Origin of the sequence: Paraburkholderia aspalathi (genome assembly GCF_900116445.1) — a bacterium.
Lineage (GTDB): Bacteria > Pseudomonadota > Gammaproteobacteria > Burkholderiales > Burkholderiaceae > Paraburkholderia > Paraburkholderia aspalathi.
This window is the reverse complement of record NZ_FPBH01000067.1, coordinates 1-14,325: the sequence shown is the minus strand read 5'-3', so window position 1 is coordinate 14,325 and position 14,325 is coordinate 1. Positions and strand designations below refer to the sequence as shown.

Annotated in this window: 7 protein-coding genes; all 7 read left to right on the top strand. The window is 59.4% G+C overall.

The window, feature by feature from the left end:
* The first annotated feature begins 237 nt into the window (after nt 1-237).
* Nucleotides 238-4,344, top strand: a complete 4,107-nt coding sequence (gene rpoB / locus BM438_RS43870; RefSeq protein ID WP_054043374.1) for a DNA-directed RNA polymerase subunit beta — start codon at nt 238-240, stop codon at nt 4,342-4,344.
* A 21-nt stretch (nt 4,345-4,365) separates the two neighbouring features.
* A complete protein-coding gene (rpoC, locus tag BM438_RS43865) occupies nt 4,366-8,604 on the top strand; it encodes a DNA-directed RNA polymerase subunit beta' (RefSeq protein ID WP_093647725.1) in 4,239 nt (1,412 codons plus the stop codon).
* Nucleotides 8,605-8,822: 218 nt separating this feature from the next.
* On the top strand, nt 8,823-10,670 hold the full coding sequence (gene recQ, locus BM438_RS43860) for a DNA helicase RecQ (RefSeq protein WP_093647722.1): 1,848 nt from the start codon (nt 8,823-8,825) through the stop codon (nt 10,668-10,670).
* 221 nt (nt 10,671-10,891) lie between these two features.
* Nucleotides 10,892-11,272: a 30S ribosomal protein S12 gene (gene rpsL, locus BM438_RS43855; protein WP_006998493.1), complete on the top strand. Its 381-nt coding sequence runs from the start codon at nt 10,892-10,894 to the stop codon at nt 11,270-11,272.
* A 182-nt stretch (nt 11,273-11,454) separates the two neighbouring features.
* Nucleotides 11,455-11,925, top strand: coding sequence for a 30S ribosomal protein S7 (gene rpsG, locus BM438_RS43850; RefSeq protein ID WP_006053291.1), 471 nt, complete (start codon nt 11,455-11,457; stop codon nt 11,923-11,925).
* Between the two features lie 134 nt (nt 11,926-12,059).
* On the top strand, nt 12,060-14,162 hold the full coding sequence (gene fusA / locus BM438_RS43845) for an elongation factor G (protein ID WP_093647721.1): 2,103 nt from the start codon (nt 12,060-12,062) through the stop codon (nt 14,160-14,162).
* 47 nt (nt 14,163-14,209) lie between these two features.
* Nucleotides 14,210-14,325: GTP-binding protein (locus tag BM438_RS43840; protein WP_024163107.1), on the top strand; the 116-nt coding region annotated here is incomplete at its 3' end.

Sequence of the window (14,325 nt, the reverse complement as noted above, 5' to 3'; positions counted from 1 at the left end):
ATATTGACCGGCGCTTCTCTTTGTCTTCTGAAGCGACTGCAGAAGGCAAGTTTGGTCGGGTAGCGGGCAACATAGGCATCCGCTGCCGTCAGCCAGCGGTTGGTAGCGGCCAACCACCAAGCTTCTAGGCTCGTTCAAGCCATCGGACGGCCATCGGGTCTCAGTCGGTGAACACTCGGGTTGTCTCATCAAGGTATCCTGCCTCGACAACAATGCCCGCCGTGATTCGGAGATCGTATGCAATATTCCTTCACCGAGAAGAAGCGCATTCGCAAGAGTTTTGCGAAGCGCCCCATCGTTCACCAAGTACCTTTCCTGCTGGCTACCCAGCTTGAATCATTCAGCACGTTTCTGCAAGCAGACACGTCGTCCACGCAACGCAAGCCGGAAGGCCTGCAGGCTGCGTTTACCTCGGTTTTCCCGATCGTTTCGCACAACGGTTTTGCGCGTCTCGAGTTCGTCAGCTACATGCTGTCGCCGCCGGCATTCAACATCAAGGAATGTCAGCAGCGCGGTTTGACGTACTGCTCAGCACTGCGCGCGAAAGTGCGCCTGGTGCTGCTCGACAAGGAATCGCCGAGCAAGCCGGTCGTCAAGGAAGTGAAGGAACAGGAAGTGTACATGGGCGAAATTCCGCTCATGACGCCGACGGGTTCGTTCGTCATCAACGGCACGGAACGTGTGATCGTTTCGCAGCTGCATCGTTCGCCGGGCGTGTTCTTCGAACACGACAAAGGCAAGACGCACAGCTCGGGCAAGCTCCTGTTCTCGGCACGTATCATTCCTTACCGCGGTTCGTGGCTCGACTTCGAATTCGATCCGAAGGACGTGCTGTACTTCCGCGTTGACCGCCGCCGCAAGATGCCGGTCACGATCCTGCTGAAGGCGATTGGCCTGACGCCGGAACAGATCCTCGCAAACTTCTTCGTGTTCGACAATTTCACGCTGATGCCGGAAGGCGCGCAGATGGAATTCGTGCCGGAGCGTCTGCGTGGTGAAGTCGCGCGCTTCGACATCACGGACCGTGATGGCAACGTGATCGTCCAGAAGGACAAGCGGATCAACGCCAAGCACATTCGCGATCTCGACAACGCGAAAACGAAGTTCATCTCGGTGCCGGAAGACTATCTGCTCGGCCGCGTGCTCGCGAAGAACGTTGTCGACGGCGACACGGGTGAAGTCATCGCTAACGCGAACGACGAAATCACCGAAACCGTCCTCGAAAAGCTCCGCGAATCGAAGATCAAAGACATCCAGACGCTCTACACGAACGATCTGGATCAAGGTCCGTACATCTCGTCGACGCTGCGTATCGACGAAACCGCGGACAAGATGGCTGCACGCATTGCGATCTACCGCATGATGCGTCCGGGCGAACCGCCGACCGAAGAAGCGGTCGAGGCGTTGTTCAACCGTCTGTTCTACAGCGAAGACGCATACGACCTGTCCAAGGTGGGTCGTATGAAGTTCAACCGCCGTGTCGGTCGCGACGAAATCGTCGGCCCGATGACTCTGCAAGACGACGACATCCTCGCAACGATCAAGATCCTGGTCGAACTGCGTAACGGCAAGGGCGAAGTGGACGACATCGACCACTTGGGCAATCGTCGTGTGCGTTGCGTCGGCGAACTGGCGGAAAACCAGTTCCGCGCAGGTCTCGTGCGTGTCGAACGTGCTGTGAAGGAACGCCTCGGCCAGGCCGAAAGCGAAAACCTGATGCCGCACGACCTGATCAACTCGAAGCCGATTTCGTCGGCGATTCGCGAGTTCTTCGGTTCGTCGCAGCTGTCGCAGTTTATGGACCAGACCAACCCGCTGTCGGAAATCACCCACAAGCGCCGTGTTTCGGCACTTGGCCCGGGCGGTTTGACGCGTGAGCGTGCCGGCTTTGAAGTCCGCGACGTGCACCCGACCCACTATGGCCGTGTGTGCCCGATTGAAACGCCGGAAGGTCCGAACATCGGCCTGATCAATTCGCTGGCACTGTACGCGCACCTGAACGAATACGGCTTCCTCGAAACGCCGTATCGCAAGGTTGTGGACAGCAAGGTGACCGATCAGATCGATTATCTATCGGCGATCGAAGAAGGCCGTTACGTGATCGCTCAGGCGAACGCGGCGGTTGCTGCTGACGGCTCGCTGACCGACGAACTGGTGTCGTCGCGTGAAGCAGGCGAAACGCTGATGGTTACGCCGGACCGCATCCAGTACATGGACGTGGCGCCGTCGCAGATCGTCTCGGTGGCAGCATCGCTGATTCCGTTCCTCGAGCACGATGACGCGAACCGCGCATTGATGGGTTCGAACATGCAGCGTCAGGCTGTGCCGTGTCTGCGTCCTGAAAAGGCTGTGGTCGGTACGGGTATCGAACGCACGGTGGCAGTCGACTCGGGTACGACGGTTCAGGCATTCCGCGGTGGTGTGGTCGATTACGTCGACGCAGGCCGTATGGTGATCCGCGTGAACGACGATGAAGCCGTTGCTGGCGACGTCGGCGTGGACATCTACAACCTGATCAAGTACACGCGTTCGAACCAGAACACGAACATCAACCAGCGCCCGATCGTGAAGGTCGGCGATATCGTGTCGCGTGGCGACGTGCTGGCTGACGGTGCATCGACCGACCTCGGCGAACTGGCTCTCGGCCAGAACATGCTGGTCGCGTTCATGCCGTGGAACGGCTACAACTTCGAAGATTCGATCTTGATCTCGGAGAAGGTGGTTGCTGACGACCGTTACACGTCGATCCACATCGAAGAACTGAATGTCGTAGCTCGCGATACGAAGCTCGGACCGGAAGAAATCACGCGCGACATCTCGAACCTGGCTGAAGTGCAACTCGGCCGTCTCGATGAGTCGGGCATCGTCTACATCGGCGCTGAAGTCGAAGCAGGCGACGTGCTGGTCGGTAAGGTCACGCCGAAGGGCGAAACCCAGCTGACGCCGGAAGAAAAGCTGCTGCGCGCGATCTTCGGTGAAAAGGCTTCGGACGTGAAGGACACGTCGCTGCGCGTGCCGTCGGGCATGAGCGGTACGGTCATCGACGTTCAAGTGTTCACGCGTGAAGGTATTCAGCGCGACAAGCGTGCGCAACAGATCATCGACGATGAACTGAAGCGTTATCGCCTCGACCTGAACGACCAGCTGCGTATCGTGGAAGGCGATGCATTCCAGCGTCTCGCACGTATGCTGACCGGCAAGGTCGCAAACGGCGGTCCGAAGAAGCTCGCGAAGGGTACGAAGATCGAACAGGCTTACCTGGAAGATCTCGACCACTACCACTGGTTCGATATCCGCCTCGCGGACGAAGAAGCAGCGGCACAGCTCGAGGCTATCAAGGACTCGATCGAACAGAAGCGTCACCAGTTCGATCTGGCGTTCGAAGAAAAGCGCAAGAAGCTCACGCAAGGCGACGAACTGCCGCCGGGCGTGCTGAAGATGGTCAAGGTGTATCTGGCTGTTAAGCGTCGTCTGCAGCCTGGCGACAAGATGGCCGGCCGTCACGGTAACAAGGGTGTGGTGTCGAAGATCGTTCCGATCGAAGACATGCCGTACATGGCCGATGGCCGTCCGGCTGACGTCGTTCTGAACCCGCTCGGCGTGCCGTCGCGGATGAACGTGGGTCAGGTTCTCGAAGTGCATCTGGGTTGGGCCGCGAAGGGTCTCGGCTGGCGTATTGCAGAAATGCTGCAACGTCAGGCGAAGATCGCAGAACTGCGCGAATTCCTGACCAAGATCTACAACGAGTCGGGCCGCGCTGAAGAGCTGGACAGCTTCACGGACGACGAAATCGTCGAACTGGCGAAGAACCTGCGCGAAGGCGTTCCGTTTGCCACGCCGGTGTTCGACGGTGCGACGGAAGAAGAAATGTCGCGCGCGCTGGATCTGGCATTCCCGGACGACATCGCGAAGAACCTCGGCATGACGCCGTCGAAGAACCAGGTGCGTCTGTATGACGGCCGCACGGGTGAGATGTTCGAACGTACGGTGACTGTCGGCTACATGCACTACCTGAAGCTGCACCACTTGGTCGACGACAAGATGCACGCGCGTTCCACGGGCCCGTACTCGCTCGTGACGCAGCAGCCGTTGGGCGGTAAGGCGCAGTTCGGTGGCCAGCGTTTCGGTGAAATGGAAGTGTGGGCGCTCGAAGCGTACGGCGCATCGTACGTGTTGCAAGAAATGCTGACGGTGAAGTCGGATGACGTGGCGGGCCGGACCAAGGTGTATGAGAACCTGGTCAAGGGCGATCACGTAATCGACGCCGGCATGCCGGAATCCTTCAACGTGCTCGTGAAGGAAATCCGCTCGCTCGGTATCGATATCGACCTCGACCGCAACTAATCGGACTACGGAGAGAAAGCAATGAAAGCTCTGCTCGATCTATTCAAGCAAGTCCAACAGCCTGAAGTTTTTGACGCGATCAAGATCGGTCTGGCCTCGCCAGACAAGATCCGTTCGTGGTCGTTCGGTGAAGTCAAGAAGCCGGAAACCATCAACTACCGGACGTTCAAGCCGGAACGCGATGGTTTGTTCTGCGCGAAGATTTTCGGGCCGATCAAAGACTACGAATGCCTTTGCGGCAAGTACAAGCGCCTGAAGCATCGTGGCGTGATCTGTGAAAAGTGCGGCGTCGAAGTGACGCTCGCGAAGGTGCGTCGCGAACGGATGGGCCACATTGAGCTGGCCTCGCCGGTCGCTCACATCTGGTTCCTGAAGTCGCTGCCGTCGCGTCTGGGCATGGTGCTCGACATGACGCTGCGCGACATCGAACGCGTGCTGTACTTCGAAGCATACGTGGTGATCGATCCGGGCATGACGCCGCTGAAAGCGCGGCAGATCATGACGGAAGAGGATTACTACAACAAGGTCGAAGAGTACGGTGACGAATTCCGTGCCGAAATGGGCGCGGAAGGCGTTCGCGAACTGCTGCGCGCGATCAACATCGACGAACAGGTCGAGATGCTGCGCACCGAACTCAAGAACACGGGTTCGGAAGCGAAGATCAAGAAGTACGCGAAGCGCCTGAAGGTGCTCGAGGCTTTCCAACGTTCGGGCATCAAGCCTGACTGGATGGTGCTCGAAGTGCTGCCGGTGCTGCCGCCGGAACTGCGTCCGCTGGTGCCGCTGGATGGCGGTCGCTTCGCGACGTCGGATCTGAACGACCTGTATCGCCGCGTGATCAACCGTAACAACCGGTTGAAGCGTCTGCTCGAACTGAAGGCGCCTGAAATCATCGTCCGCAACGAAAAGCGGATGCTGCAGGAAGCCGTCGATTCGCTGCTCGACAACGGTCGTCGCGGTAAGGCAATGACTGGCGCGAACAAGCGTCCGCTGAAGTCGCTCGCTGACATGATCAAGGGTAAGGGCGGTCGTTTCCGTCAGAACTTGCTCGGTAAGCGCGTTGACTACTCGGGCCGTTCGGTGATCGTGGTCGGCCCGACGCTCAAGCTGCATCAGTGCGGTCTGCCGAAGCTGATGGCGCTCGAACTGTTCAAGCCGTTCATCTTCAACAAGCTCGAAGTGATGGGTGTTGCTACCACCATCAAGGCTGCGAAGAAGGAAGTCGAGAACCAGACGCCGGTGGTGTGGGACATCCTCGAAGAGGTGATCCGCGAACATCCGGTCATGCTGAACCGTGCGCCGACGCTGCACCGTCTTGGCATTCAGGCTTTCGAGCCGGTGCTGATCGAAGGTAAGGCTATCCAGCTGCACCCGCTCGTTTGCGCGGCGTTCAACGCCGACTTCGACGGTGACCAGATGGCTGTGCACGTGCCGCTGTCGCTCGAAGCGCAGATGGAAGCGCGTACGCTGATGCTGGCGTCGAACAACATCCTGTTCCCGGCCAACGGCGATCCGTCGATCGTGCCGTCGCAGGATATCGTGCTCGGCCTGTACTACGCGACGCGTGAAGCAGTGAACGCCAAGGGCGAAGGCCTGACGTTCACCGGCGTGTCTGAAGCACTGCGTGCTTACGAGAACAAGGAAGTCGAGCTGGCCTCGCGCGTCAACGTGCGGATCACGGAAATGGTCCACAACGAAGACAAGTCGGAAGGCGCACCGGCGTTCGTGCCGAAGATCTCGCTGTACGCGACGACCGTCGGCCGCGCAATCCTGTCGGAAATCCTTCCGCCGGGCCTGCCGTTCTCGGTGCTGAACAAGCCGCTGAAGAAGAAGGAAATTTCGCGCCTCATCAACACCGCATTCCGCAAGTGCGGTCTGCGTGAAACGGTGATTTTCGCCGACCAGTTGATGCAGTCGGGTTTCCGTCTGGCAACGCGCGCCGGTATTTCGATTTGCGTCGACGACATGCTCGTGCCGCCGCAGAAAGAACAGATCGTCGGCGACGCCGCGAAGAAGGTGAAGGAATACGACCGTCAGTACATGTCGGGTCTCGTCACGTCGCAAGAACGCTACAACAACGTGGTCGACATCTGGTCGGCAACGTCGGAAGCGGTCGGCAAGGCGATGATGGAACAGCTGTCGACGGAACCGGTGGTCGATCGCGACGGCAACGAAACGCGTCAGGAATCGTTCAACTCCATCTATATGATGGCTGACTCGGGTGCTCGTGGTTCCGCGGTTCAGATTCGTCAGCTGGCCGGTATGCGTGGCCTGATGGCGAAGCCGGACGGCTCGATCATCGAGACGCCGATTACGGCGAACTTCCGTGAAGGCCTGAACGTGTTGCAGTACTTCATCTCGACCCACGGCGCACGTAAGGGTCTCGCTGATACGGCACTGAAGACGGCAAACTCGGGTTACCTGACGCGTCGTCTGGTCGACGTGACGCAGGATCTGGTGGTGGTCGAGGACGATTGCGGTACGTCCAACGGCGTCGCCATGAAGGCGTTGGTCGAAGGCGGTGAAGTCGTCGAAGCGCTGCGTGACCGTATCCTCGGTCGCGTGACGGTGGCCGACGTCGTCAATCCGGAAACGCAGGAAACGCTGTACGAAACGGGCACGTTGCTCGACGAAGATGCGGTCGAAGAAATCGAACGCCTCGGCATCGACGAAGTGCGCGTGCGTACGCCGCTGACTTGCGAAACGCGTTACGGTCTGTGCGCAGCCTGCTATGGCCGCGACCTGGGCCGTGGCTCGTCGGTCAACGTCGGTGAAGCAGTTGGCGTGATCGCTGCTCAGTCGATCGGTGAACCGGGCACGCAGCTCACGATGCGTACGTTCCACATCGGTGGTGCGGCGTCGCGTGCAGCAGTGGCTTCGTCGGTTGAAGCCAAGTCGAACGGTACGGTGCGTTTCACGGCGACGATGCGTTACGTCACCAACGCGAAGGGCGAGCAGATCGTCATCTCGCGTTCGGGCGAAGCGATGATCACCGACGACCACGGCCGCGAGCGTGAACGTCACAAGGTGCCGTACGGCGCGACGCTGTTGCAACTGGACGGCGCGCAGATCAAGGCCGGCACGCAACTGGCGACGTGGGATCCGATGACGCGCCCGATCATCACCGAGTACGGTGGTACGGTGAAGTTCGAAAACGTCGAAGAAGGCGTGACGGTTGCCAAGCAGATCGACGATGTGACGGGTCTCTCGACACTGGTCGTGATCGACGTGAAGCGCCGCGGTTCGCAAGCGTCGAAGACGGTGCGCCCGCAGGTCAAGCTGCTCGACGCGAACGGCGAAGAAGTCAAGATCCCGAACACCGAGCACTCGGTGCAGATCGGCTTCCAGGTCGGCGCTCTGATCACCGTGAAGGACGGTCAGCAAGTGCAGGTCGGTGAAGTGCTGGCACGTATCCCGGTTGAATCGCAAAAGACTCGCGACATTACCGGTGGTCTGCCGCGTGTGGCCGAACTGTTCGAAGCGCGCTCGCCGAAGGACGCCGGTATTCTGGCGGAAGTCACGGGCACGACGTCGTTCGGTAAGGACACGAAGGGCAAGCAGCGTCTCGTTATCACGGACCTCGAAGGTAATCAGCACGAGTTCCTGATCGCGAAGGAAAAGCAGGTTCTGGTGCACGATGGTCAGGTCGTCAACAAGGGCGAAATGATTGTCGACGGGCCGGCTGATCCGCACGACATTCTGCGTTTGCAGGGCGTCGAAGCGCTGGCGCGCTACATCGTTGACGAAGTGCAGGACGTGTATCGTCTGCAGGGCGTGAAGATCAATGACAAGCACATTGAAGTGATCGTCCGTCAGATGTTGCGCCGCGTGCAGATCGTCGATAACGGTGACACGCGCTTCATCATGGGCGAACAGGTCGAGCGCTCGGATATGCTCGACGAGAACGACCGGATGGCTGCGGAAGGCAAGATCCCGGCAACCTACGACAACGTGCTGCTCGGTATCACGAAGGCATCGCTGTCGACCGATTCGTTCATCTCCGCGGCGTCGTTCCAGGAAACGACTCGCGTGCTGACCGAAGCGGCGATCATGGGCAAGCGCGACGATCTGCGCGGGCTGAAGGAAAACGTGATCGTTGGTCGTCTGATTCCGGCCGGTACGGGTCTCGCGTTCCACAAGGCACGCAAGAGCAAGGAACTGTCCGATCGCGAGCGTTTCGATCAGATCGCAGCGGAAGAGTCGTTCGAATTCGGTACGCCGGAAACGCCGGCTGCCGAACAGCAGCACTCAGGCGAGTAAGTCCGGGCGGCGCAAGCCGCTTGGGCTCACCAGCCAGCGAAGCCGCTCAGTTTCGACTGAGCGGTTTTTTTTTGTCCCACGCACCGCGGGTGCCTCATTTTTGTGCGTTTTTTGCGGATTCGTCGGCCGAATGGCTAACGTTGTCGCAAAGCGCGGGCGCAGCACGAATGCGTTGGTAAAATTCGTGTCACCGGCATCACGCTGCTTCTCTCCAATTCATGTCCCGTCCGCTCGAAATCCTCAACGAAGTTTTTGGCTACCCCGCATTCCGAGGACAGCAGGGCGAAATTGTCGAACACGTCGCCGGCGGCGGCGATTGTCTCGTGCTGATGCCAACGGGCGGCGGCAAGTCGTTGTGCTATCAGATCCCGTCGCTGGTGCGTCGCGAAGCGGGCTGCGGAGCGGGGATTGTCGTGTCCCCGCTGATCGCCCTGATGCAAGACCAGGTCGCTGCGCTGAAGGAAGTGGGCGTTAGGGCCGCGTATCTGAATTCGACGCTGTCGAGCGCCGAAGCGATGGCCACTGAGCGCGCGCTGCGCGAAGGCGAAATCGATCTGCTGTACGTGGCGCCGGAACGGTTGATGACGCCCCGTTTCCAGGAGTTACTCGAGCGTACGCGCATCGGGTTGTTCGCCATCGACGAAGCGCATTGCGTGTCGCAATGGGGCCACGATTTCCGTCCTGAATATATTCAGCTGTCGGTACTGCACGAGCGCTTTCCGAACGTGCCGCGCATCGCGCTCACCGCGACCGCCGACGCAATCACGCGCGACGAAATCATCCACCGTCTCGCACTGGATGACGCGCGCATCTTCGTCTCCAGCTTCGATCGCCCGAACATCCGCTATCGCATCGTCGAAAAGGACAATGCGCGCACGCAGTTGCTCGACTTTATTCGCGCTGAACACTCGAAACCGGACGGTACGACCGACGCCGGCGTTGTCTATTGCCTGTCGCGTCGCAAGGTCGAAGAAACGGCTGAGTGGCTGAAAGAGAAGGGGATGCGCGCGTTGCCGTACCACGCCGGCATGGAGTTCGAAATCCGCCAGAAGCATCAGGAGATGTTCCAGCGCGAGGAGGGTATCGTGATGTGCGCGACGATCGCGTTCGGCATGGGCATCGACAAGCCGGACGTGCGCTTCGTGGCTCACCTTGATTTACCGAAGAGTGTCGAAGGTTACTACCAGGAAACCGGGCGCGCTGGTCGCGACGGCATGCCGGCAAACGCCTGGATGGCGTACGGTTTGGGTGATGTTGTGCAGCAGCGCAAGATGATTGACGAGTCCGACGCCGACGACGCGCATAAACGCGTGCAGACCGGCAAGCTCGACGCGTTGCTCGGACTGTGCGAAGCGGCGACCTGCCGCCGCGTGCGGCTGCTCGCGTATTTCGGCGAGTCGAGCAAGCCCTGCGGCAACTGCGATAACTGTATCGAACCGCCCGACACGTGGGACGCGACGCGCGAAGCGCAGATGGCGCTGTCATGTGTGTTCCGCGCGCAGCGGGCGAGTGGTTTTCACTTTGGTGCTGGGCACCTGATCGATATTCTGCGTGGCAACCGCAGCGAGAAGATCCTGCAGCGCGGCCACGAGAAGCTCACCACCTTCGGGATTGGGGCGGCGCTCGGCGAGCCGGAGTGGCGCGCCATTTTTCGCCAGCTCGTCGCATTTGGCTACCTCGCCGTCGACCACGAAGGCTTCGGCTCGCTGGTGCTGACCGAAGCCGCCAAAGCAGTGCTGAAGAGCGAGCAGAACGTAACAATGCGCCGCTACGTGAAGCCGACGCGTACCCGCCAATCTTCCAGCCGCACCAGCGAGCGCGCCGACCCGACGATCGGCATGGGTCCGCGCGAGCGTGCCCGCTGGGAGCGCCTGCGCGCCTGGCGCACGGAGACTGCGAAAAGCGACGGCGTGCCGGCCTACGTCATCTTCCACGACGCCACGCTGGCCGAAATTGCCCGCAACGGCCCTGATTCCATCGAGGATTTGCGTGGCATTCCGGGCATGGGCGCGCGCAAATTGGACCGTTTCGGCGACGAGTTGCTGGAAGTCGTCGGCGCCGACTAAGCGCCGGCGAGCGCAGTTTGAGGTCGGCGGGCGTGCGAAACATCGCAACCTGTTGACTCCCTTAGCATTTTCGGAATATTATGCTAGGTTCCGGTTCTTGGAATGCCTGTGCGCGAAGTCAATTCGTGCGCAGATCCCTCGGTCCGGAAGTTCGATGCGCAATCGTTTCTGCTTTGCCCGGAAACAGATGCGTCGATTTTGTTCAATTTCAGGAATAAACAATGCCAACCATCAATCAACTGGTTCGCAAAGGCCGCGCGTCGGAAACGACGAAGAGCAAGAGCCCGGCTTTGCAGGACTGCCCCCAGCGTCGCGGCGTGTGCACCCGTGTGTACACCACGACGCCGAAGAAGCCTAACTCGGCACTCCGTAAGGTTGCCAAGGTTCGTCTGACGAACGGCTTCGAAGTTATTTCGTACATCGGTGGTGAAGGCCACAACCTGCAGGAACACTCGGTCGTGCTGATTCGCGGCGGCCGTGTTAAGGACTTGCCGGGTGTGCGTTACCACATGGTTCGTGGCTCGCTGGATACCCAGGGCGTCAAGGATCGTAAGCAGGCTCGCTCGAAGTACGGTGCGAAGCGTGCCAAGGCTGGCAAGTAATTAGCCGGTCAGTGTAGTTTCAGGTCGCCTTTAAAGGCGGTAATAGCGGTGGTGCCGGAATTGCCGGTGCTGTCGAGTAAGTGGTCACCCGACCAGGCTGGTAAGTCGTTAGAGATGAATCGGGTTAGTTGGTGGCCGCGGGGCTAAAAAATAGCTCCAACTGAAAAGTTAAAGGAAGAAACATGCCGCGTCGTCGCGAAGTCCCCAAGCGGGAAGTGTTGCCGGATCCGAAGTTCGGTAACGTAGATGTAGCTAAGTTCATGAACGTGCTGATGCTCTCCGGCAAGAAGTCGGTTGCTGAGCGCATCGTGTACGGCGCTTTCGAACAGATCCAGACCAAGGGTGGCAAGGACCCGCTGGAAGTGTTCACGGTAGCGCTCAACAACGTCAAGCCGGTGGTCGAAGTTAAGAGCCGCCGCGTTGGTGGTGCGAACTATCAGGTTCCGGTCGAAGTGCGTCCGTCGCGTCGTATGGCATTGGCGATGCGTTGGTTGCGTGAAGCCGCGAAGAAGCGCAGCGAGAAGTCGATGGCCCTGCGTCTGGCAGGTGAACTCTCCGAAGCGGCTGAAGGCCGTGGCGGCGCGATGAAGAAGCGCGACGAAGTTCACCGGATGGCAGAAGCCAACAAGGCGTTCTCGCACTTCCGTTTCTAAGCTTCCCGAACCCGGGTTTAGCAGAAAAAACGGAAAGAAATTCCGGGCGGGTGCGCTTACAAAGCGCCTCGCCCGTTTGTGTTACAGCGCGATGGGTATTTTCTCGCATCGCGTCATCCCAATAGAGGATCAAAGTGGCTCGCAAGACACCTATCGAGCGCTACCGTAACATCGGTATTAGCGCTCACATCGACGCCGGCAAAACGACGACGACCGAGCGCATCCTGTTCTACACCGGCGTGAACCACAAGATTGGTGAAGTTCACGACGGCGCTGCCACCATGGACTGGATGGAGCAGGAGCAGGAACGCGGCATCACGATCACGTCCGCTGCTACCACGGCATTCTGGAAAGGCATGGCCGGCGATCGCGCCGAGCACCGCATCAACATCATCGACACCCCGGGCCACGTTGACTTCACGATTGAAGTTGAGCGCTCGATGCGCGTGCTCGACGGTGCATGCATGGTGTACTGCGCAGTGGGCGGCGTGCAGCCGCAGTCGGAAACCGTGTGGCGTCAGGCGAACAAGTACAAGGTTCCCCGTCTCGCGTTCATCAACAAGATGGACCGTACCGGCGCGAACTTCTTCAAGGTTTACGACCAGCTCAAGCTGCGTCTGAAGGCAAACCCGGTTCCGGTCGTGGTGCCTATCGGCGCGGAAGAAAACTTCACGGGCGTCGTCGATCTGCTGAAGATGAAAGCGATCATTTGGGACGACGCGTCGCAAGGCACGAAGTTCTCGTACGAAGAGATCCCGGCGGAACTGGTTGACTCGTGCAACGAGTGGCGCGAGAAGATGGTCGAAGCGGCTGCTGAGTCGAGCGAAGACCTGATGAACAAGTACCTTGAAGAAGGCGAGCTGACGGAAGCGGAGATCATCAAGGGTCTGCGCGACCGTACGATCGCTTGCGAAATCCAGCCGATGCTGTGCGGTACCGCGTTCAAGAACAAGGGCGTGCAACGTATGCTGGACGCCGTGCTCGACTTCCTGCCGTCGCCGATCGACATCCCGCCGGTTACCGGCGAGCTGGAAAACGGTGAGCAAGGTGAGCGCCGCGCTGCTGACGACGAAAAGTTCTCGGCACTGGCATTCAAGATCATGACCGACCCGTTCGTCGGCCAGCTGATCTTCTTCCGTGTGTACTCGGGCATTGTGAATTCGGGTGACACGGTGCTGAACGCGACCAAAGACAAGAAAGAACGTCTGGGTCGTATTCTGCAAATGCACGCGAACCAGCGCGAAGAAATCAAGGAAGTGCGCGCAGGCGACATCGCTGCAGCAGTCGGCCTGAAGGACGCAACGACCGGCGACACGCTGTGCGATCCGCAAAGCCCGATCGTGCTCGAGCGCATGATTTTCCCGGAACCGGTGATTTCGCAGGCTGTTGAGCCGAAGACGAAGCCGGACCAGGAAAAGATGGGTCTGGCGCTGAACCGTCTGGCTCAGGAAGATCCGTCGTTCCGCGTTCAAACGGACGAAGAATCGGGTCAAACCATTATTTCGGGCATGGGCGAGCTCCACCTGGAAATTCTGGTTGACCGGATGAAGCGTGAATTCGGCGTCGAAGCAACCGTCGGCAAGCCGCAAGTGGCGTATCGTGAAACGATCCGCGGCAAGGCGGTGGACGTTGACGGCAAGTTCGTCAAGCAGTCGGGTGGTCGCGGCCAGTACGGTCACGCGGTCATCACGCTCGAGCCGAATGAGCAGGGCAAGGGCTACGAGTTCCTGGACGAAATCAAGGGCGGTGTGATTCCGCGTGAATACATCCCGGCAGTCGACAAGGGTATCCAGGAAACGCTGAAGGCTGGCGTGCTGGCAGGCTTCCCGGTCGTTGACGTGAAGGTTCACCTGACGTTCGGTTCGTACCACGATGTTGACTCGAACGAAAACGCGTTCCGCATGGCCGGTTCGATGGCGTTCAAGGAAGCAATGCGCAAGGCTCAGCCGGTCATCCTCGAACCGATGATGGCCGTCGAAGTCGAAACGCCGGAAGATTACATGGGCAACGTGATGGGCGATCTGTCGGGCCGTCGCGGTATTGTTCAGGGCATGGAAGACATGATTGGCGGCGGCAAGATCGTTCGCGCCGAAGTCCCGCTGTCGGAAATGTTCGGCTACTCGACCTCGCTGCGTTCGCTGAGCCAAGGTCGTGCAACGTACACGATGGAGTTCAAGCACTACTCCGAAGCACCGCGTAACGTGTCGGAAGCGATCATCAACGCCAAGTCGAAGTAATCGCGCGGCAAGTCATTCAACGATTAACTTTTTGAAAGAAGAGAAACATGGCTAAAGGTAAATTCGAACGGACCAAGCCGCACGTGAACGTCGGCACGATCGGTCACGTTGACCACGGCAAGACCACGCTGACGGCAGCGATCACGACGGTGCTGACCAAGAA